General features: G+C 66.6%; 17 protein-coding genes. All 17 read right to left on the reverse strand.

Features of this window, described 5'->3' with window-relative positions; translation table 11 throughout:
* Positions 1-19: 19 nt before the first annotated feature.
* Positions 20-1738 carry a methyl-accepting chemotaxis protein gene (locus ABL840_RS30940; protein WP_093445746.1) on the reverse strand — a complete coding sequence of 573 codons (1719 nt, stop codon included), beginning with the start codon at positions 1736-1738 and terminating at the stop codon, positions 20-22.
* A gap of 58 nt (positions 1739-1796) precedes the next feature.
* The gene (locus ABL840_RS30945; RefSeq protein ID WP_093302104.1) at positions 1797-3857 is read right to left on the reverse strand and encodes a methyl-accepting chemotaxis protein; all 2061 of its coding nucleotides are present in this window, start codon (positions 3855-3857) and stop codon (positions 1797-1799) included.
* A gap of 16 nt (positions 3858-3873) precedes the next feature.
* On the reverse strand, positions 3874-5574 hold the full coding sequence (locus tag ABL840_RS30950; protein WP_093302107.1) for a methyl-accepting chemotaxis protein: 1701 nt from the start codon (positions 5572-5574) through the stop codon (positions 3874-3876).
* A 23-nt stretch (positions 5575-5597) separates the two neighbouring features.
* Entirely contained in the window at positions 5598-7199 is a 1602-nt protein-coding gene (locus ABL840_RS30955; RefSeq protein ID WP_093197905.1) for a methyl-accepting chemotaxis protein, read from the reverse strand.
* A gap of 64 nt (positions 7200-7263) precedes the next feature.
* Positions 7264-7785, reverse strand: coding sequence for a chemotaxis protein CheW (locus ABL840_RS30960; protein ID WP_093445745.1), 522 nt, complete (start codon positions 7783-7785; stop codon positions 7264-7266).
* 54 nt (positions 7786-7839) lie between these two features.
* Complete coding sequence (locus ABL840_RS30965; RefSeq protein WP_093302109.1) at positions 7840-9456, reverse strand: methyl-accepting chemotaxis protein; 1617 nt, start codon at positions 9454-9456, stop codon at positions 7840-7842.
* A gap of 16 nt (positions 9457-9472) precedes the next feature.
* Positions 9473-11038 (reverse strand): methyl-accepting chemotaxis protein, encoded by a 1566-nt coding sequence (locus ABL840_RS30970; RefSeq protein WP_093302112.1) that lies wholly within the window; start codon positions 11036-11038, stop codon positions 9473-9475.
* A 77-nt stretch (positions 11039-11115) separates the two neighbouring features.
* Positions 11116-12834: a methyl-accepting chemotaxis protein gene (locus ABL840_RS30975; protein WP_093302114.1), complete on the reverse strand. Its 1719-nt coding sequence runs from the start codon at positions 12832-12834 to the stop codon at positions 11116-11118.
* Positions 12831-13136: a hypothetical protein gene (locus ABL840_RS30980; protein ID WP_093302117.1), complete on the reverse strand. Its 306-nt coding sequence runs from the start codon at positions 13134-13136 to the stop codon at positions 12831-12833. The genes ABL840_RS30975 and ABL840_RS30980 overlap by 4 nt, the downstream gene beginning before the upstream one ends.
* A gap of 7 nt (positions 13137-13143) precedes the next feature.
* A complete protein-coding gene (locus ABL840_RS30985) occupies positions 13144-14712 on the reverse strand; it encodes a methyl-accepting chemotaxis protein (protein WP_093302120.1) in 1569 nt (522 codons plus the stop codon).
* 42 nt (positions 14713-14754) lie between these two features.
* A complete protein-coding gene (locus ABL840_RS30990) occupies positions 14755-15267 on the reverse strand; it encodes a chemotaxis protein CheW (RefSeq protein WP_093197921.1) in 513 nt (170 codons plus the stop codon).
* Between the two features lie 34 nt (positions 15268-15301).
* Complete coding sequence (gene flgJ / locus ABL840_RS30995) at positions 15302-16276, reverse strand: flagellar assembly peptidoglycan hydrolase FlgJ (protein ID WP_093302122.1); 975 nt, start codon at positions 16274-16276, stop codon at positions 15302-15304.
* Positions 16277-16286: 10 nt separating this feature from the next.
* The gene (locus tag ABL840_RS31000; protein ID WP_093302125.1) at positions 16287-17378 is read right to left on the reverse strand and encodes a flagellar basal body P-ring protein FlgI; all 1092 of its coding nucleotides are present in this window, start codon (positions 17376-17378) and stop codon (positions 16287-16289) included.
* Positions 17379-17495: 117 nt separating this feature from the next.
* Positions 17496-18215: a flagellar basal body L-ring protein FlgH gene (locus tag ABL840_RS31005; protein WP_418116382.1), complete on the reverse strand. Its 720-nt coding sequence runs from the start codon at positions 18213-18215 to the stop codon at positions 17496-17498.
* A 20-nt stretch (positions 18216-18235) separates the two neighbouring features.
* Positions 18236-19018, reverse strand: a complete 783-nt coding sequence (gene flgG, locus ABL840_RS31010; protein WP_093197930.1) for a flagellar basal-body rod protein FlgG — start codon at positions 19016-19018, stop codon at positions 18236-18238.
* A 37-nt stretch (positions 19019-19055) separates the two neighbouring features.
* A complete protein-coding gene (flgF, locus tag ABL840_RS31015) occupies positions 19056-19802 on the reverse strand; it encodes a flagellar basal-body rod protein FlgF (protein WP_093197932.1) in 747 nt (248 codons plus the stop codon).
* 40 nt (positions 19803-19842) lie between these two features.
* Positions 19843-21063 (reverse strand): flagellar hook protein FlgE, encoded by a 1221-nt coding sequence (gene flgE / locus ABL840_RS31020; protein ID WP_093197935.1) that lies wholly within the window; start codon positions 21061-21063, stop codon positions 19843-19845.
* Positions 21064-21087 lie beyond the last annotated feature (24 nt).

Below are 21087 nucleotides of genomic sequence, written 5' to 3' on the forward strand. Positions count from 1 at the left end.
TGACTTCCTTCTCCGGTTTTCAGAATTCCGTCCAGTCGCCCTTGGCGTCTCCAGCCATGGCGAGCTGCGGTGCAGCTTTCGGCTCCTGGCGCTTCGGCAAGGCCTTGGCCGCGCGTTTCGGGGTGGGCTTTGCAGCCTTGGGGATCGGCGTGATGCGCGTGAAGCCCGGACGCGTGGTCGCCATGGCGTTGGCATCGAGCTTGAAGATGCTCACGGACTGGACGAGGGTGCTGGCCTGTTCCTGCATGGATTGGGCTGCGGCCGAGGCTTCTTCCACGAGGGCCGCGTTCTGCTGCGTGACCTGGTCCATCTGCGTGATGGCCTGGTTGATCTGCTCGATGCCCGAGGTCTGCTCCTGGCTTGCAGCTGTGATCTCGCCCATGATGTCCGTCACGCGCTTGACGCTGCCCACGATCTCTTCCATCGTGCGGCCGGCTTCTTCGACCTGCTTGCTGCCCTCTTCGACCTTTTCGACCGAGTCGCCGATCAGCGTCTTGATTTCCTTGGCTGCAGCAGCGGAGCGTTGAGCCAGACTGCGGACTTCCGAGGCCACCACCGCAAAGCCGCGACCTTGCTCGCCTGCGCGTGCGGCTTCGACCGCTGCATTCAGGGCCAGGATGTTGGTCTGGAAGGCGATGCCATCGATCACGCCGATGATGTCGACGATCTTCTTGGACGAGGTGTTGATCGCGCCCATCGTGTCGACCACTTGCGAGACCACACTGCCGCCCTTCACTGCGACTTCCGAGGCAGACACAGCCAGCTGATTGGCTTGCCGCGCGTTGTCCGCGTTCTGCTTGACCGTCGAGGTCAGCTCTTCCATCGACGCGGCGGTCTGCTCCAGCGAACTGGCCTGCTCTTCCGTACGCGACGAAAGATCCTGATTCCCCGAGGCAATCTGCGCCGATGCCGTGGCAATCGTGTCGGTCCCCGTGCGTACCTCGCCGACGATCTTCACGAGGCTGTCGTTCATGCCCTTCAAGGCATCGAGCAGCTGCCCGGTCTCGTCCGTCGTGTGCGCCTCGATGCGGCTGGTCAGGTCGCCCGAAGCGACGGACTGGGCCACCTTCACGGCTTCTTCCAACGGCCGGGCGACGATGCGCGCGATCCACAGCGCCAGTCCGAGGCCGAGCGCCACGGCGCCCAGCAGCAGGCCGATCACCCACAGCCTGGCCTGCGCATGCACGGCGTCGGCTGTCTGGCCCGCGCGGACGGCGCCCGCCAGGTTCACCTGCGTGAGCTTGTCCAGCGCGGCGTTCATCTCGCGGCTGAGCTGCAGCGACTTGCCGCGGATCATGTTGCTCACCTGGTCCGTGTCCTGCGTGTGGGAAACGGCAACGATCTTCTTGTGCTCCAGCTCGTACTGCGACAGCAGCTTCGCGAACACCGGGTAGACCTCGCGCTCCTCGGGCTCCGAGATGAGCGCCTCGTATTCGGCGCGCTTCTTCTGCAGCGCCGCCCACGAGGCGTCCATCGCCTTCTCGTACTCGGCCATCTCGTTGAACGAGCCCGCCAGCGCGTGCGCCATCTCCTGCGTGCGGAAGCCCGACACCATGCCCTTGAGCTCGAGCAGCGAGCGCGTGGCCGGCAGCCAGTTGGTCGAGAGGTCGGTGGACATCTCGTGGACCTTGCCCAGCTGCATCACGGAAATCACGCCCAGGCAGGCCGTGAGCACGAGGACCGCGACGAACGACACAAGAAGCTTGGTCGCGATCTTGAGGTTGTAGAAGGTTTTGATGATCTTTCCTTGGGGGGCCGCAGCCCGATAGCGTGTGTTGTTCGGGTCCTTGCCGGGTTCAGAACTCGCGCCAGTCGCCAGCACTGGCACTTGCACTGGAGACGGCCAGCCGCGGTGCCGCGGCAAGCGACGGCTCGGCGCGCGCTGGTCTCCGCGGTTCTTCGTCCAGCTTGAAAATGCTGACGGCCTGCACGAGGCCGCCGGCCTGTTCGCGCAGCGACTGGGCGGCCGCCGAGGCCTCCTCGACGAGCGAAGCGTTCTGCTGCGTCGCCTCGTCCATCTGCGCGATGGCCTGGTTGATCTGTTCGATGCCGGAGGTCTGCTCCTGGCTCGCGGCGCTGATCTCTCCGATGATGTCGGTCACGCGCCGGACGCTGCCCACGATCTCTTCCATGGTCCGTCCGGCCTCGCCCACCAGGGCGGTGCCCGCGTCGACCTTGCCGACGGAGTCGTCGATCAGGCCCTTGATTTCCCTGGCAGCGGCGGCCGAGCGCTGGGCGAGGCTTCGCACCTCGGATGCGACCACAGCGAAGCCCTTGCCCTGCTCGCCGGCACGCGCGGCCTCGACCGCCGCGTTCAGCGCGAGGATGTTGGTCTGGAAGGCGATGCCGTCGATCACGCCGGTGATGTCCACGATCTTCTTCGACGAAGCATGGATCGAGGCCATGGTGTCCACCACCTGGCCGACCACTTCGCCGCCCCTGAGCGCCACCCCGGAGGCCGACAGCGCCAGCTGGTTGGCCTGCCGCGCGTTGTCGGCGTTCTGCTTCACCGTGCCGGTGAGCTCTTCCATCGATGCCGCGGTCTGCTGCAGCGAACTGGCCTGCTCTTCCGTGCGCACCGAGAGGTCCTGGTTGCCGGCCGAGATCTGGCCCGAGGCGGTGGCGATGGCATCGGTGCCGGCGCGCACGCCGCTCACCACGCCGGCCAGGCTCCGGCGCATGCTTTCCACGGCGCGGGTGATCACGCCCATCTCGTCGCGGCGGTCGGAGGCCAGCTGCCGCGACAGGTCGCCGCGGCCGAGGGCCTGCACGTGCTCGCTCAGCAGGCCGAGCGGCCGCACCGTGCGGCGGATGAAGACGATCAGCGCGACGCCCAGCACCAGGGCCGCCAGCACGATGCAGGCGCCGATCCAGGCCATCTGGCGATAGAGCACGGCCAGCACTTCCGAAGCGGGAAACTCCGCCACCGCCAGCCAGCCCGCCGCCTCGCTCCTGGCCACCGAGGCATAGCGCCGGTTGCCGTCGGCCGGGGCGAGCACCGGGTGCGCGTCGTCGATCCATGTCGCGTCGGCGGCCGAGATCCGCGACAGCCAGGCGGCCGATGCGCCTTCGGGCATGAACTCGGCCAGCTTCCTGCCGGCCGCCGTCGGATGGAAGACCAGCGTTGCCGCGCCGGCTGCGCCTGCGGGATCGACGATGTAGAGCCCGCCGGTTTCGAAGATCCGCGTTCCGCTCACGGCTTCGCCGAAGGAGGCCTGCTGCCGGGAAATGTCCAGGCCGATGTAGAGCACCGCCACGACGCGGCCCGCCGCATCGCGTACCGGCTCGTAGACGGTCATGTAGGGGCGCCCGAAGAGCGTGATGCGCCCCACGAAGCGCTTGCCCTCCCGCAGCACGGGGTAGGCCCCGCTCTTGCGGTCCAGCAGCGTGCCGACGGCGCGCTCGCCGTTCTCCTTCTTCACCGAGGTGGTGGCGCGGCGGAAATCGTCGCCCTGCGCGACGAACACGGTCGCATTGGCGCCGGGGAAGTCGCGCGCGAAGGCATCCACCTCGGCGATGCGCGCTGCGTCGATGGGCGTGCCGTCGCTGCTCAAGGTTCCCTGCCCCGCGCTGTCGAGCACGAAGCTGGACGCGAACTGGCGCCGGAAGACGCCGAAGGCGTTCTCCGCCGTGAGGCGCATGGTCTGGTCGAAGATGTCCAGCGAACGGGCGATGGCCTCGGCCTTCGCATTGGCGTACTGGGCGGCGCTGCGCTTCTGCTGCGCGGAAGCCATTGCGTAGAAGACCGCCAGCACCAGTGTCGCCACCAGCAGCATGCCGCCGGCCGCGGCCAGGGTCATGGTGCGGGCCAGCGGAACGAAGGCGTGTTCGCGCTTCGCGGGGTTCGCGGTATTCATGAAGAAGGCTCCCGACTCAGAACTCGCGCCAGTCGCCGGCACCTGCACCGGCGACCGCCAGTTGCGGCGTCGCGGGCAGCGATGGAGTGGCGCGCGGGAGGGCTGGCGCCTCGACCTGCGCACGGGACGCGGCTTGCTGGTCTTCGCCCAGCCTGAAGATGCTGACTGCGCGCACGAGGATGCCGGCCTGCTCCTGCAGCGACTGGGCTGCTGCCGAGGCTTCTTCCACGAGAGCGGCGTTCTGCTGCGTCACCTGGTCCATCTGCGTGATGGCCTGGTTGATCTGCTCGATGCCCGAGGTCTGTTCCTGGCTTGCCGCCGTGATCTCGCCCATGATGTCCGTCACGCGCTTGACGCTTCCCACGATCTCCTCCATCGTGCGGCCGGCTTCTTCGACCTGCTTGCTGCCCTCCTCGACCTTTTCGACCGAGTCGCCGATGAGGGTCTTGATTTCCTTGGCTGCAGCTGCGGAACGCTGAGCCAGGCTGCGGACTTCCGAGGCCACCACGGCAAAGCCGCGACCTTGTTCACCTGCACGCGCGGCTTCAACTGCCGCGTTCAGTGCAAGGATGTTGGTCTGGAAGGCGATGCCATCGATCACGCCGATGATGTCGACGATCTTCTTGGACGAAGCATTGATGGAGCCCATCGTGTCCACCACCTGGGACACGACGTTGCCGCCCTTCACGGCCACTTCGGAAGCCGAGACCGCCAGCTGGTTCGCCTGCCGCGCGTTGTCCGCGTTCTGCTTGACCGTCGAGGTCAACTCTTCCATCGAAGCAGCGGTCTGCTCCAGCGAACTCGCCTGCTCTTCGGTTCTGGAAGACAGGTCCTGATTCCCCGAGGCAATCTGGCTCGACGCCGTGGCGATGGTTTCGCTCGAATCCTTGATCTCCACGACGATCGACGTCAGCTGCGACTGCATCTTCTGGATGGAGCGCAGCAGGCTGCCGTCGTGCGCGGCGTCGGCCTCGACAGCCAGCGACAGGTCGCCGCCGGCGATGCGGCCGACCACGTCGGCGGCGTACTGAGGCTCGCCTCCGAGCTGCCGCCCCATCAGGCGCGCCACCAGCACGCCCAGCCCGACGCTGACCACGATGCCGGCCAGCGCCAGCCCGAGCATCGTCAGCCTGGAGGTCTTGTAGGTTCCGTCGGCCTGCGCGGCGCGTTCGCGTGCAAGGTCCTTGCTGTAGGCGACCATGCGCTGGAGCACTTCCTCCAGCCCGCGCGATTCCTTCAGAAGGCGCGCGCTGTCCTCGGTCACCTGGTTGTCGAACTGGGAGCTGTCCAGCGGCTGCTTGTTCAGCAGGGCCACGAAGTCGTTCATGTGCGCCGTCAGCGGCCCGATCAGCCCTTCGAACTGTCCGAACAGCTTCGTGCCGTCCTCGGTCTCGCCGAAGAAGGACTTGACCTCGGCGGCGCGCGCCGAAAGGCTCTCGATGGATGCCTTGACCTCGTTCGCGCCCGCGTTGCGTTCGCCGCGCGTGCCGGCCGACAGCAGCGTCATCTGCGCGCGGCTGGCGTACAGCAGGCGGATGTTGGCGTCCTGTACGGCCTGCAGGGCACGAAGCTCGTTGGCATAGAGCGCCTCGGTCGATGCGCTGATGCGCCCCATGTGGAAGATGCCGAGCGCGCTCACGGCGGCACCGATGGCCGCGACCACGAGAAAGCTGATGATCAGCCGGACGGTGACGCGAAGATTCTGGAACCACTGCATTGTGTTGCCTTCCGTTTCTTCGCTCATGCCGCCGACGCTGCGAAGGTCAGTCGATGCGACTGATCTTCGGCATGGCCGATTCCGAGGCGGAACACGCCGACCACCTGCGAGAGGCTTCCGGCCTGCTCACGCAGCGACTGGGCTGCAGCCGAGGCTTCTTCCACGAGGGCAGCGTTCTGCTGCGTGACCTGGTCCATCTGCGTGATGGCCTGGTTGATCTGCTCGATGCCCGAGGTCTGCTCCTGGCTCGCAGCAGTGATCTCGCCCATGATGTCGGTCACGCGCTTGACGCTGCCCACGATCTCTTCCATCGTGCGGCCGGCTTCTTCCACCTGCTTGCTGCCCTCCTCGACCTTTTCGACCGAGTCGCCGATCAGCGTCTTGATCTCTTTGGCTGCTGCAGCGGAGCGTTGAGCCAGGCTGCGGACTTCCGAAGCCACCACCGCAAAGCCGCGACCTTGTTCACCTGCACGTGCGGCTTCGACAGCAGCGTTCAGCGCGAGGATGTTGGTCTGGAAAGCGATGCCATCGATCACGCCGATGATGTCCACGATCTTCCTGGACGAAGTGTTGATCGCCCCCATGGTGTCGACCACCTGGGACACGACGTTGCCGCCCTTCACGGCCACCTCGGAAGCCGAGACCGCGAGCTGGTTGGCCTGCCGTGCGTTGTCGGCGTTCTGCTTCACCGTCGAGGTCAGCTCCTCCATCGAAGCAGCCGTCTGCTCCAGAGAACTCGCCTGCTGCTCCGTACGCGAAGACAGGTCCTGATTGCCCGAGGCGATCTGCCCCGAAGCCGTCGCGATGGTCTCGGTGCCCGTGCGCACCTCGCCAACCACTTTCGCCAGATTCGTGTTCATGTTCTTCAGCGCCTGCATCAGCTGGCCTGCCTCGTCACGGCTGCGCACCTCGATGTTCGCGCTCAGGTCGCCCGCCGCAACCGTCTCCGCCACCTGCACGGCCTGTGCCAGCGGGCGCACGATGCTGCGCGAGATGAAGAACGCGAAGACGCCGCCGCTGACAACGACCAGCACGGTCAGCAGCAGCTGCAGGTTGAAGCTGCGCGTATTGGCCGCGTCGATGGCCTCGCTCATGTCGTCGATGGCCTTGCGCTCCAGCGACAGCAGGTCCAGCACGCGGGTTTCATAGGCCTTGGCGGCCGGCTGGAAGACTTCCTTGAAGACCCGCGCGGTAGCCACCGTGTCGCCACCCGCCTTGGCCTTTCCCACGTCGTCCTTCGCGGCCTGGTACTTCGCGCGCAGCTCGATGATGGACTTGAGGATCGCCTTCTCCTCGTCGGTCACCAGCAGCTTCTCGACCTTGGCGATGGTCTCGCTGCCCTTCTTCACGCTGTCGGAGATGACGTCGGCGAAGACCACCGGCAGGCTCTCGTCGGTGGTGCGGGCGATCATCGACGTGCGGGCGATGGCCGAGTAGGTCAGCACGTACCAGTCGGAGATCAGCCGCTCCTTCGCGAGCGGGCTGCGCATCATGACCCGCGTGGCTTCCGCGTTGCTGCGCGCGGAGACCAGCGCGATGGCGGTCGAGACCACGGTGAGGCCCAGGACGATGGCGAAGGCCAGCGCCAGCCGGTTGCCGATGCGAAGGTTGGAGAGGAAGTTCATGATGCAGGCGTTCAGGGGTGGAAGGTTGGGAGCCGGGCCAGGCCTCTCGGCCGTGGTACCGGTCTCAGGCGGTGGCGGCGGCTTCGACCAGGCCCATCTCCTCGCTGGACATGAGCCGGTCGATGTCCACCAGGATCAGCATCCGCTCCTCCAGCGTGCCCAGCCCGATCAGGTAGTCCGCGTCCAGCACGGAACCCATCTCCGGCGCAGGCTTGATCTGCTCCGCCGTCAGCGTGATCACGTCCGACACGCTGTCCACCACCATCCCCACCACGCGCCCCCCGATGTTCAGCACGATCACCACCGTGAACTGGTCGTACGTCGGCTCGCCCAGCCTGAACTTGATGCGCATGTCGATGATCGGAACGATGATCCCGCGCAGGTTCACCACCCCCTTGATGTACTCCGGCGCGTTCGCGATCCGCGTCACCGCGTCGTACCCGCGCAGCTCCTGCACCTTCTGGATGTCTATGCCGTATTCCTCTTCGCCCAGCTTGAAGGTCACGACCTCCAGGCGGGTCGCGCCAGCGGCCGCTGCCGACGTGGATGCGGCTTGTTGCAGGGGATCTTTTGCCTTGTTCAGCATCTTTTCTTCTCCGGGTTGAATGGGGTTGGTGTGTTCGCGTGGCTTCAAGCGCACTCAGGCAGCCTCGGCGACGGCCTCGGCGGTCTCGGCCCTGAACACGCGCACGGCCTTCACGAGGCCGTCGGCCTGCTCCTGCAGCAGCTGGGCGGTGGCCGAGGCTTCCTCGACCAGCGCCGCGTTCTGCTGGGTGACCTGGTCCATCTGCGTGATCGCCTGGTTGATCTGCTCGATGCCCGAGGTCTGCTCCTGGCTCGCAGCAGTGATCTCGCCCATGATGTCGGTCACACGCTTGACGCTGCCGACGATCTCTTCCATCGTGCGGCCGGCTTCTTCCACCTGCTTGCTGCCTTCTTCGACCTTCTCGACCGAGTCGCCGATCAGCGTCTTGATCTCTTTGGCTGCTGCAGCCGAACGCTGGGCGAGGCTTCGCACCTCGGATGCGACGACGGCGAAGCCCTTGCCTTGCTCACCAGCACGTGCGGCCTCGACTGCCGCGTTGAGCGCCAGGATGTTGGTCTGGAAGGCGATGCCGTCGATCACGCCGATGATGTCGACGACCTTTTTCGACGAGGCATTGATGGAGCCCATCGTGTCGACCACCTGCGAGACCACGCTGCCGCCCTTCACCGCGACTTCCGAGGCGGATACGGCCAGCTGGTTTGCCTGCAGGGCGTTGTCCGCGTTCTGCTTGACCGTCGAGGTCAGCTCTTCCATCGAAGCGGCCGTCTGCTCCAGCGAGCTCGCCTGCTGCTCAGTGCGCGACGAAAGATCCTGATTGCCCGAAGCGATCTGGCTGGAGGCCGACATCACGCCCGCCACGTTGGCCCCGACGTCCGCGACGATCGCGAACAGGTTCGCGCTCATCTGGTTCAGGGCGCGCAGCAGGCCGGTGATCTCGTCGCCGCGCCGCACCTCGAAGCGCGCGAGGTCGCCGCCGGCGATGGCGCGCGCGACATGCACCGCCTCGTCCAGCGGGCGGAACACCGTGCGAGCCAGGAACTGGCCCAGCCCCAGCCATGCGAGGGCGAAGCCCGCGCCGCCGACGGCCACGGCACCCGGCAGCCAGCTGTGTGCGCCCGCGGATGCGACCAGCCGCGACGCCTCCATCCAGCCAGCGATGCCCAGCCCCAGCGACAGCAGTGCCGCCGCGGAGGTCACAGCGAACACACGGCGGCGCACAGGAATGCGGCGCAGCCGGGCCAGCGGGCTGGTCCAGCCGCGCGAGACCACCTCGCCCTGCTGCAGTTCGATGTCCTTGGCCTGCCCTTCGCGGATGCGGGCGTACAGCGCCTCGGCCTCTGCGACCTCGATGCGGCCGGGCTTGCTGCGCACGGACATGTAGCCCTGCGTGCGGCCGTTGCGGCGAATGGGCGTGACGTTGGCCAGCACCCAGTAGAAGTCGCCGTTCTTGCGACGGTTCTTGATGAGTCCGGTCCAGGGCAGGCCCTGGGCCAGCGTCTGCCACAGGTCGGCGAAAGCCTCGGGCGGCACGTCGGGGTGGCGCACGATGTTGTGCGCCTTGCCCATGAGCTCGGCCATCGAGAAGCCGCTGGCCTCGATGAAGGCCGGATTGGCGTAGGTGATGCGGCCCTTCAGGTCCGTGCGGGACACGAGGGCGGCGTCGGGCGACAGTTCGTATTCGATGCCCGTGACGGGGAGGTTGACGCGCATGGTCTTGCCTCCTTCTTCAGGCCAGGGCCAATTGGCTGCCGCCGAGACGGAACACGCCTACGACGCTGGAAAGGCTGCTGGCCTGTTCGCGCAGCGACTGGGCTGCGGCCGAGGCTTCTTCCACGAGGGCCGCGTTCTGCTGCGTGACCTGGTCCATCTGCGTGATGGCCTGGTTGATCTGCTCGATGCCCGAGGTCTGCTCCTGGCTCGCAGCAGTGATCTCGCCCATGATGTCGGTCACGCGCTTGACGCTGCCCACGATCTCTTCCATCGTGCGGCCGGCTTCTTCCACCTGCTTGCTGCCCTCTTCGACCTTTTCGACCGAGTCGCCGATCAGCGTCTTGATTTCCTTGGCTGCTGCAGCGGAGCGCTGAGCCAGGCTGCGGACTTCCGAAGCCACCACAGCGAAGCCACGGCCTTGCTCACCAGCACGCGCAGCTTCGACAGCCGCGTTCAGCGCCAGAATGTTTGTCTGGAAGGCGATGCCGTCGATCACGCCGATGATGTCGACGATCTTCCTGGACGAGGCATTGATCGACCCCATCGTGTCGACCACCTGCGAGACGACGTTGCCCCCCTTCACAGCCACCTCGGAAGCCGAGACCGCGAGCTGGTTGGCCTGCCGCGCGTTGTCCGCGTTCTGCTTGACCGTCGAAGTGAGCTCTTCCATCGAAGCCGCCGTCTGCTGCAACGAACTCGCCTGCTGCTCGGTGCGCGAAGACAGGTCCTGGTTCCCCGAGGCGATCTGGCTCGAGGCCGTGGCGATGGTGTCCGTTCCCTCGCGCACCTCGCCTACCACCTTGGCCAGGCTCTGGTTCATGTTCTTCAGCGCCTGCAGGAGCTGCCCTGCCTCGTCGCGGCTTTCCACATCGATGCGCGCGCTCAGGTCGCCGGCGGCCACCGTCTCGGCGACCTCCACCGCGTGCCCCAGCGGGCGCACGATGCCCAGCGTCAGACGCCAGGAGAACAATGCGCCCAGCACCAGCGCAACGGCGGACAGCACCAGCAGCGTGGTGCGGCCCGCGGTGAAGTCGGTGCCGATGCCCTTGGCGGCTTCGTCGATCTTCTCCCGCTGGTGGTTGGCCAGCGCCTCGACGGCACCGCCGTACACGGCCAGGGCCTCGGAGAATCTTGTATCCACGAGCTTGTTGGCCTCCGCGAGCTGGCCCGAGTCCTTCAGCTTGTTGAGAACGCCCACGGTCTCCAGCACCACCGCGCGGGAGGACGAGATCCGGGCGTAGAGCTCCTTCTCTTCCGGCGTGCTCAGCATCGACTCGAGCTTCTTCTGCGCCGGGCTGATGCGGGCCGAGCCCGCCGTCTGGATCTTCGAGAAGTAGGCGGCGATTTCCGGATCCGTGGTCTTGACCATGGCGAAATTGGCCACGGTGTTGGAGCGCAGGTTGCTGAGCCATTCGCTCGCGAGCCGCTCCTTGACCATCGCCTGCGACACCATCTCGTCGGTCGCGTTGCCCACGTTCGTGAGCCGCAACACGCCCGTGCCTGCAATGAGCGCCATCAGCAGCAGCATCACCGCGAAGCCGAGACCCAGGCGGGTGCCGATTTTCAGATCCTTCAGACTCATTGCTCTCTTTCTTCAACAACAGGGGACTGGTTCATCCTGTTATCGGCATCGGAGCGCAGGACTTGAGTCCTTTTTTCTCAAAACTCGGTCCAGTCGCCCTTTGCGTCGCCGGCCATGGCGAGCCGGGGGGCGGCTGCGGGCTCCCTGCGCACGGGCAAGGCCTTGGCCGGACGCTTGGGCACGGGCCTGGCGGGCTTCGGGATCGGGGTGATGCGTGTGAAGCTGGGGCGCGTGGCGGCCACGGCGTTGGCGTCGAGCTTGAAGATGCTGACTGCGCGCACGAGGCTGCCGGCCTGCTCCTGCAGAGACTGGGCTGCGGCCGAGGCTTCTTCCACGAGGGCCGCGTTCTGCTGCGTGACCTGGTCCATCTGCGTGATGGCCTGGTTGATCTGCTCGATGCCCGAGGTCTGCTCCTGGCTCGCAGCAGTGATCTCGCCCATGATGTCGGTCACGCGCTTGACGCTGCCCACGATCTCTTCCATCGTGCGGCCGGCTTCTTCCACCTGCTTGCTGCCCTCTTCGACCTTCTCCACCGAGTCGCCGATCAGCGTCTTGATTTCCTTGGCTGCTGCAGCGGAGCGTTGCGCAAGGCTGCGGACTTCCGAGGCCACCACCGCAAAGCCGCGACCTTGCTCGCCTGCGCGTGCGGCTTCGACCGCTGCATTCAGGGCCAGGATGTTGGTCTGGAAGGCGATGCCATCGATCACGCCGATGATGTCGACGATCTTCTTGGACGAGGTGTTGATCGCGCCCATCGTGTCGACCACTTGCGAGACCACACTGCCGCCCTTCACTGCGACTTCCGAGGCAGACACAGCCAGCTGATTGGCTTGCCGCGCGTTGTCCGCGTTCTGCTTGACCGTCGAGGTCAGCTCTTCCATCGACGCGGCGGTCTGCTCCAGCGAACTGGCCTGCTCTTCCGTACGCGACGAAAGATCCTGATTCCCCGAAGCAATCTGTGCAGACGCCGTGGCAATCGTGTCGGTGCCCGTACGCACCTCGCCGACGATCTTCACGAGACTTTCGTTCATCTCCTTGAGCGCGAGCATCAGCCGGCCGGTCTCGTCCTTCGAGCGCACCTCGATGCGCGCGCTGATGTCGCCGCCGGCGACCTTCTCAGCCACCTGCACCGCCGCGCCGATCGGCCTGGTGATCGAGCGGGTGATGCCCCATGCGATGGCCACACCGAGCAGGACGGCCAGGCTGCCCAATGCCAGCATCAGGTTGCGCGACCACATGTAGCCGGCGCCGGCCTCCTCGTTGGCCTTCAGCGAGCGCCGTTCCTCGTGCCCGCCCATCGCGTCGAGTTCGGTGAGCGCGGCCCGCACGGCCGGCTGGAACTTCGAGATGAAGATCGCGGTGGCCTCCTCGTTCCTGTTCTGCAGGGCGAGTTCGCTGAGCTGGGTGTTCAGCGGCACGAGCACGGCCACCTTCTCGTCGATGCGCCCGAGCAGCGCCTTGCCTTCCGGCGTGATGACTATCTTGGCAAGCGCGGCGCGGCTCTCGGTGAAGCGCTCGCGCGCGGCGGCGATCTTCTTCGACTCTTCCTTCATGGCGGCGTCGTCGGACAGGAGGATCAGGTTGCCGTCGAGGATGGCGATGTCGCGGATCGCGTCCACCATCTTGTTGACCAGGGCCACCTTGGTGTTGTTGTCGGTGACGATGCTGTTGAGGCGCGTCTGGATGTCGGACATCGCACGGAGCCCGAGGCCCGCGATACCGATCAGCAGCAGGAGAACGATGGCGAAGCCCGATCCGAGGCGGGTGCCGATCTTGAGATTGAGAAACGATTTCATGGGGTAGCTGGTTCTTCTTTTCTGGAATCCGGGGCGTTGACGTGCTGCAGGACCCGGTCAAGCCGGTCCGATACCTTCGCGGCGTCGTGGGTCGAACGGGTGACCGAGCGCATGACGATCCACACGATGGCGACGGCGGTGAGCAATGCGGCCACGGACAGCGCGCAGACCGTCAGGCGCGCCCATTCGTAGCCGGCGCCGGCCTTGAAGCCGAGGCTCAGGGCCACGGCCAGCATGATCAGGAGAACGGCGAAGCTCGCGCCGATGCGCAGGGCGCGCCTGGGACTGAGACGTGTGCGCATGGGTGCTTCAGACCGCCTCTGCTTCTTCGACGTCGGCGTCGAGCTTGAAGGTGCTGACTGCGCGCACGAGGTTCTCGGCCTGCTCCTGCAGCGACTGGGCTGCTGCCGAGGCTTCTTCGACCAATGCTGCGTTCTGCTGCGTGACCTGATCCATCTGCGTGATGGCCTGGTTGATCTGCTCGATGCCGGAGGTCTGTTCCTGGCTGGCTGCCGTGATCTCGCCCATGATGTCGGTCACGCGCCTCACGCTGCCCACGATCTCTTCCATCGTGCGACCAGCTTCTTCCACCTGCTTGCTGCCTTCCTCGACCTTCTCGACCGAGTCGCCGATCAGCGTCTTGATTTCCTTGGCTGCAGCAGCCGAACGCTGGGCGAGGCTTCGCACCTCGGATGCGACGACGGCGAAGCCCTTGCCTTGCTCGCCGGCGCGGGCCGCTTCGACGGCCGCATTCAACGCAAGGATGTTTGTCTGGAAAGCGATGCCATCGATCACGCCGATGATGTCCACGATCTTCTTGGAGGACGCGTTGATCGAGCCCATCGTGCCGACCACTTGCGAGACGACACTGCCGCCCTTCACAGCCACTTCCGAAGCGGACACCGCCAGCTGGTTCGCCTGCCGTGCGTTGTCCGCGTTCTGCTTGACCGTCGAGGTCAGCTCTTCCATCGAGGCCGCGGTCTGCTCCAGCGAGCTCGCCTGCTCTTCCGTACGCGACGAGAGATCCTGGTTGCCCGCCGCGATCTGCCGCGAAGCCACCGCGATCGAATCGGTGGATGCCTTGATGCGTGTCACGAGATCGGTGAGCGTGTCTTCCATCTCGCCCATGCCGCGCAGCAGCCGGCCGAAGTCGCCGCCGCGCTCGGTTTCGAATTCCTTGCTCAGGTCGCCAGCGGCCACGGTCTCCGCGATGAGCAGCGCCTCGCCGATGGGCTGCACGATGCTGCGCGTCAGCAGCCATGCGATGGCGGAACCCGCCACGATCGCGAGCGCGGCCAGCCCGACGATCCATCTGCGGCCCGAGCGGTACTGGGCGCCGATGCCGGCGGCGGACTTGTCGATTTCCTGCTGCTGGTGGCTCACCATGGCGCGGATGCTCGCGTCGTAGGCGTCGAGCGCGGGCAGCAGGCGCGTGTCGGTCAGCTTCGCCGCCTCGTCCTTGCTGCCGTCGGCCTTGAGCTTGAGGATCTGGTTGCGCAGCTCGACGTAGTCGCCGCGCTTCTTCTTGATGTCCGCGCTCAGCGCCAGTTCTTCGGGCGAGGCCAGCATGGCCTCGAGCTTCTTCTGCGTCTCTGTGATGAGGGCGCTGGTGGCCGAGATGTTCTTCTGCAGGTATTCCTGCACGGCCGGGTCGTCGCTCTTGAGCAGCGAGAAGGTGCGGATGCTGTTGGTGTTGGTGCCCAGCTGCCAGGCGGCCGCCAGCCGCTCCTTGGCGAGCGAATCACCGGCCATGCCCTCGGTCGCGTCGCCCACGGCCTGCAGGCGCAGCACGCCGATGCCGGCAATGAGCACCAGCAGCGCCAGCATGCATGCGAATACGGCGCTCATGCGCCGTCCCACTGTCCAGTTCTTCATCATGCGGAACCTCTTCTTGTCTCTTCGTTGTACGGGTTCGGGCGCTCAGGCGGCGATCTTCTCGACCAGGCCCATTTCCTCGCTGGACATGAGCCGGTCGATGTCCACCAGGATCAGCATCCGCTCCTCCAGCGTGCCCAGCCCGATCAGGTAGTCCGCGTCCAGCACGGAACCCATCTCCGGCGCAGGCTTGATCTGCTCCGCCGTCAGCGTGATCACGTCCGACACGCTGTCCACCACCATCCCCACCACGCGCCCCCCGATGTTCAGCACGATCACCACCGTGAACTGGTCGTACGTCGGCTCGCCCAGCCTGAACTTGATGCGCATGTCGATGATCGGAACGATGATCCCGCGCAGGTTCACCACCCCCTTGATGTACTCCGGCGCGTTCGCGATGCGCGTCACCGCGTCGTACCCGCGCAGCTCCTGCACCTTCTGGATGTCTATGCCGTACTCTTCCTCGCCCAGCTTGAAGGTCACGACCTCCAGGCGGGCGCCTGCGCCCTGGTGCTGGGGCGCCTGCGCGCGTGCGGTTCCTGCTGCGATCTCTGCCATGGGTCTTCCTTGATGCGGTGAGCGCGCTAGCGGCTCAACCGAATTTCTGCATGATGCGAACCAGCTTCTCGCCGTAGCGCGGATCGGTCGCGTAGCCGGCGCGCTGCAGGCCGTGGGCGGCCTCGGTCGGGTCGTCGGTGGCCAGCACGTTCGCGTAGCGCGGGTTGCGGGTGATGAAGCGCGCGTAGTCGGTGAAGGCTTCTTCGTACGAGCCGTAGGCGCGGAACTTCGCGCGAACCTTCTGCGGTTCGCCGTCGATGTACTCGGTAGTGGTCGTCTCGACCGTCGCGCCCTTCCAGCTGCGGTCGGCCTTGATGCCGAACAGGTTGAAGCTCTGCGTGCCGTCGTCGGCGCGGATCTCGCGCTTGCCCCAGCCGGACTCGAGCGCGGCCTGCGCGAGGATCAGCGGCGCGGGCACGCCGCTCGCGGTGCTCGCCGCCTGCGCGGATGCGCCCATGCGGCCGACGAACTCGTCGGCCTGCGCCTGCAGCGAGGAATTCGCGCCGGCGCCGGGTGCGCGCCGCTCGCTGTTGAATTGATAGATGCCGAGGTCGGCACCCGTGCGGGCCGTCGGCGCCGAGCCGATGGGAATGCCGGCGCGCGGCCCGTACGGCAGGCCGCCGCGCGGTTCGAGCGACATGGGCTTCGTTCCGATCTCCGCATCGGCTTCCGCGTCGGGCGGACCCGAGGGCATGCTGCGGCGCAGCTGCGCGAGCATCGCTTCGGCCAGCCCCACGCCGCGCCCCGAGAGGTTCTGCGTGAGCTGCTGGTCGAACATCGAGAGATAGACCTTCTGGTCCTGGTTGTCGAAGAGTCCGCTCGAAGGCGTCGCCTCGCGCATGCTCTTGAGCACCATGTTCATGAACAGCGCCTCGAACTGCCGCGAGACCTGCTGCAGGCCTTCTTCCGGCGAGCTGCGCACGGTGCGCCGCAGGGCGTCCACGCCCTGCACGTCGAGCGCGAAGCGCTGGTCGAGCGCGCCGCTGCGGTCGGTGACGGATACGGTCATCGCATCGGCCTCAGATGATTTCCAGCTCGGCGCTCAGCGCGCCGGCCGACTTCATGGCCTGGAGGATGGACACCAGGTCCTGCGGATTCGCGCCCAGGCTGTTGAGCCCCTTGACCACGTCCGACAGCGAGGCACCGCCGCGCACCATCTGGATCGCGCCGCCGCCCTGATTCACCGAGATCTGCGAAGTCTGCGCCGCCACAGTGCTGCCGCCCGAGAACGCGCCCGGCTGGCTGATGACCGGCTCGGTGTTGATGACCACCGACAGGTTGCCGTGCGCGATGGCGCAGTCCTTCACGCGAACGGCCTGGTTCATCACCACGGAGCCCGTGCGCGCATTCACCACCACGCGGGCGCCTGCCTGCGTGGGCGTCACTTCAAGATCCTCGAGCCGCGCGAGAAAGCCCACGCGCTGCTGCGGTTCGGGTGCGCGCACGCGGATCGAACGCGCATCGATGGCCTCGGCCGTGCCCGAACCGAACTGCCGGTTGATCGCATCCACCGCGCGCTGCGTGGTGCCGAAATCGGAGCGGTTGAGCTCGATCGAGAAAGTGCCCTCGGCACCCACAGGCGACTCCACCGTGCGCTCCACCAGCGCCCCGCCCGGAATGCGCCCCGAGCTGAGCTGGTTGACCTGCACCTTGCTCCCGTTGGCCGAGGCGCCCGCGCCGCCGACCACCATGTTCCCCTGCGCCACCGCGTACGTCTGTCCGTCCACGCCCTTGAGCGGCGTCATCAGCAGCGTGCCGCCGCGCAGGCTCTTCGCATTGCCCATCGAGGACACCGTCACGTCGATGTTCTGCCCCGGCCGCGCGAACGAAGGCAGCGTGGCCGTCACCATCACCGCCGCCACGTTCTTCAGCTGCATGTTCACGCCCTGCGGAATCGTGATGCCCAGCTGCTGCAGCATGTTGTTCAGGCTCTGCGTGGTGAACGGCGTCTGCATCGTCTGATCGCCCGTGCCGTCGAGCCCCACCATCAGCCCGTAGCCGATCAGCGGGTTGTCGCGCACGCCCTGGATGCTCGCCAGCTCCTTCAACCGCTCCGCGTGTACGGGCGCGAAGGGAAAAGACGCCAGCAACGCCAGCGCCGCGATGCGCAAGCGAGCAGAAAATTTCGTGGGATGCCGCGGAACCGGCTTTGCCGGGCCGTTGGCATCGCCCCCTGCAAGGGGGTGGGAGTAGCGACACGAAGTGCGCGAAGCCTGGGGGTGTTTCATTTAAAACGGCATGACGTTCAGGAAGAAGCGCTGCATCCAGCCCATGTGCTGCGCCTCGTCGATATAGCCCTTGGCCGAGTACTCGATGCGTGCATCGGCCACCAATGTGGAGGGCACCGTGTTGTTGCCCGAGACGGTGCGCGGATTCACCACGCCCGAGAAGCGGATGTATTCCGTGCCCTGGTTGATGCCCATCTGCTTCTCGCCGCTCACCAGCAGATTGCCGTTGGGCATCACGTCCGTGACCGTGACCGTGATCACGCCGTTGAAGGTGTTGTTGGCGTTGGCCCCGCCCTTGGCGTTGAGCGTGTTGGTGCCCGAGAGCTTGGCGTCCTGCCCGTCGAGCAGCCCGCCGATGAGCTTGGGAATGGCGGCGAACACGCTGGCCGTGCTGCCGGTGCGGCTGGCATTCGCACCCGAATTCTTGGTGGCGTTGACCTTCTCGCTGATGACGATGGTCAGGATGTCGCCGACGTTGCGCGGCCTGCGGTCCTCGAAGAGCGCATTGGCGCCGGGGCCGTCCTGGAAGATCGCGCCGGGCGAGCGCCGGCTCTGCACCGCCGCGTAGCTGTCGGCGCGCGCGGTCATCGGCTGGTGCACCAGCGGCTCGCGCGGAACCTGCGCGCAGCCGGTGGCCAGCACCGCCACCGTGACCGCGAGCAGCGACAGCAGCCGTGCCCTCCCATCGGCCGCGCCGCGGCGAGGAAGAAGACGCAACAGAAGACGCAACGCCTGAAGCATCACAGCTGGGCCAGTCGCTGAAGCATCTGGTCCGAGGTCTGGACCGCCTTGCTGTTGATCTCGTACGAGCGCTGGGTGGCGATCATGTTGACCAGCTCTTCCACCACGTTCACGTTCGAGGCCTCGACGTATCCCTGGCTCAGCGTGCCGGCGCCGTCGACGCCGGGGTTCACCTGGTTGGGCGCGCCCGACGCGTCGGTCTCGGCGTACAGGTTCTCGCCCAGGCTCTGCAGGCCGGTCGGGTTGACGAAGGTGGCGAGCTGCAGCTGGCCGATCTGCACGGTGTTCGTGCTGCCTGCCTGCACCACCGAGACGATGCCGTCGCGGCCCACGGTGATGCTGGTGGCGTTGGCCGGCACCGTGATGGCGGGCTGCACGGGGAAGCCGCTGGCCGTGACCAGCTGGCCGTCGCGGTCGGTCTGGAACGAGCCGTCGCGCGTGTACGAGGTGGTGCCGTCGGGCATCAGCACCTGGAAGAAGCCGCCGCCGCTGATGGCCACGTCGGTCGGCTTGTCGGTCTTGGTGAGGTTGCCCTGCGAGTGGATGCGCTCGGTGGCGACCACGTGCACGCCGGTGCCGACCTGCAGGCCCGAGGGCAGGCGCGTCTGGTCCGACGACTGGCCGCCGACCTGGCGCAGGTTCTGGTAGACCAGATCCTCGAACACGGCGCGGCTGCGCTTGAAGCCGGTGGTGCCGACGTTGGCGAGGTTGTTGGAGACCACGTCGAGCTGCGTCTGCTGCGCGTCGAGGCCGGTCTTGGCGATGTAGAGGGAGCGGATCATTTTTCTGGGAGTCCTGCGGAAGAGGTTGCGGATCGCGTCAGCCGTAAGCCAGCAGCTTGTTGGCGGACTGCGCGTTGGTGTCGGCCGTCTGCAGCGACTTCATCTGCATCTCGAAGCTGCGTGCGTTGGCGATCATTGCCACCATGGTCTCGACCGGGTTCACGTTGCTGCCTTCGACCACGCCGCTGACCAGCGTGACGGCCTCGTCGGCCTCGGCCGGCGGCTGGCCGGCGCGCATGCGGAACAGGCCGTCGTCGCCGCGCTCGAGCTCGGTGGCCTGCGGGTTGACCAGCTTGAGGCGGCCGACTTCCGCAATGCCCGTGAGCACGTTGGAAGCCGCGTCGCGCGCGCTCACCAGGCCGTTGGAAGCGATGCTGACCGTGGAGCCCGGAGGCACCGTGAGCGCGCCGTTGTCGCCCATCAGCGGGCGGCCGCCCATGGTGGTGAGCTGGCCGTCCGCGCCGATCTGGAGATTGCCCACGCGGGTGTAGGCCTCGCCGCCGTCGGGCGTCTGCACCACCAGCCAGCCCGAGCCGCTCACGGCCACGTCGAGCGCGCGGCCGGTTTCGGTGAGCGGGCCGTGGGTGAAGTCGGCGCCCGGCGTGGTGGCGGCCACGAAGGCGCGCGTTGGCGCTTCCTGGCCGACCACGGGCACGGCGCGGAAGTTGGCGATCTGCGCGCGGAAGCCCGGCGTCGAGACGTTCGCCATGTTGTTGGCGACGGCGGCCTGCTGTTCCATGACCTGCTTGGCGCCGCTCATGGCGACGTACAACATGCGATCCACTGGGTGCTCCTGCTTCTGTCGGTCTGTCGGTAGCGCCGCGTCAGCGGATGTTCATCAGCGTCTGCATGACCTGGTCCTGCGTCTTCACGGTCTGCGCGTTGGCCTGGTAGTTGCGCTGCGCGACGATGAGGTTGACCAGCTCGGAGGTGAGGTCGACGTTGGATGCCTCCAGCGCGCCCGACTGCAGCGAGCCGAGCTTGGTGCCTTCGCCCGGCGTGCCGGTGAGCGGGTTGCCAGAGGCCTGCGTCTCGGCCCACACGTTGTTGCCCTTGGGCTCCAGGCCGTTCGGGTTGGCGAACGAAGACAGCACGACCTGGCCCAGCAGCTTGGTCTGTTCGTTGGAGAACTTGCCGGTGATGGTGCCGTCGGCGTTGATCGAGAACGAGGTGAGTTCGCCCGAGCGGTAGCCGTCCTGCGCGAGCTTGCTCATGGCGTTGGCGGCGCCGAACTGCGTGGTGCCCGAGATGTCGAGCGTGGGAGTGAGTGCCGCGGCGCCGTTGGTGAGGGTGAGCGTGCCAAGGCTCAGCTGGCCGCTGGCAGGCGCGGTCATCTTGCCGGCGGAGTCGAAGGTCAGGGTGCCGAGCGCGGCGCCGGCGTTGAGTGCCGCACCGTCGGCCGTGCCGTACACGCTCCAGGTGTTGGCGGGCGTCGCGCTCTTCACGAAGTAGACGGATACGTCATGCGGGTTGCCCAGCGAGTCGTAGATGGGGCCGACGGCGTTCGAGTAGTTGAAGGTGTCGGAATCGGTCGCGTTGAAGGGCACCTTGGTCGGCGTGGTCTTGCGCGCATCGAGGTTGAACTCGGCGTCGATGCCGGTCGTGGCCTTGGGCGTCATGGGCGTGGTCGGGATCTGGATGGCCGCCGGCGTGCCGCCGCTGATGCCGCCGTTCGCGTTCGCGCCGAAGCCGGTGAGGCGCAGGCCAGAGGCGTTGACGATGTAGCCGTCCTTGTCGCGCGTGAACTGGCCGTTGCGCGAGTACATGACTTCGCCGGTGGCGCTGGTCAGGCGGAAGAAGCCGTCGCCGTTGAGGATGGCCACGTCCAGCGGACGGCTGCTCGACTGGGTCACGCCCTGCGAGAAGTTCTGCGTCACGCCAGAGACCGAGGCGCCCAGGCCGACGCGCGAACCCGCGTACACGTCCTGGAAGGTGGCGGCGGCCGACTTGAAGCCGACGGTGCCCGAGTTGGCGATGTTGTTGCCGATGACGTCGAGGTTGGCGGCGGCCACGCCGAGCCCGCTGATGCCCTGGGAAAAAGCCATGATCTATGGTTCCTTGCTTGTTGG

The sequence above is a fragment of the Variovorax sp. NFACC27 genome, assembly GCF_048301545.1.
GTDB classification, from domain to species: domain Bacteria; phylum Pseudomonadota; class Gammaproteobacteria; order Burkholderiales; family Burkholderiaceae_C; genus Variovorax; species Variovorax gossypii.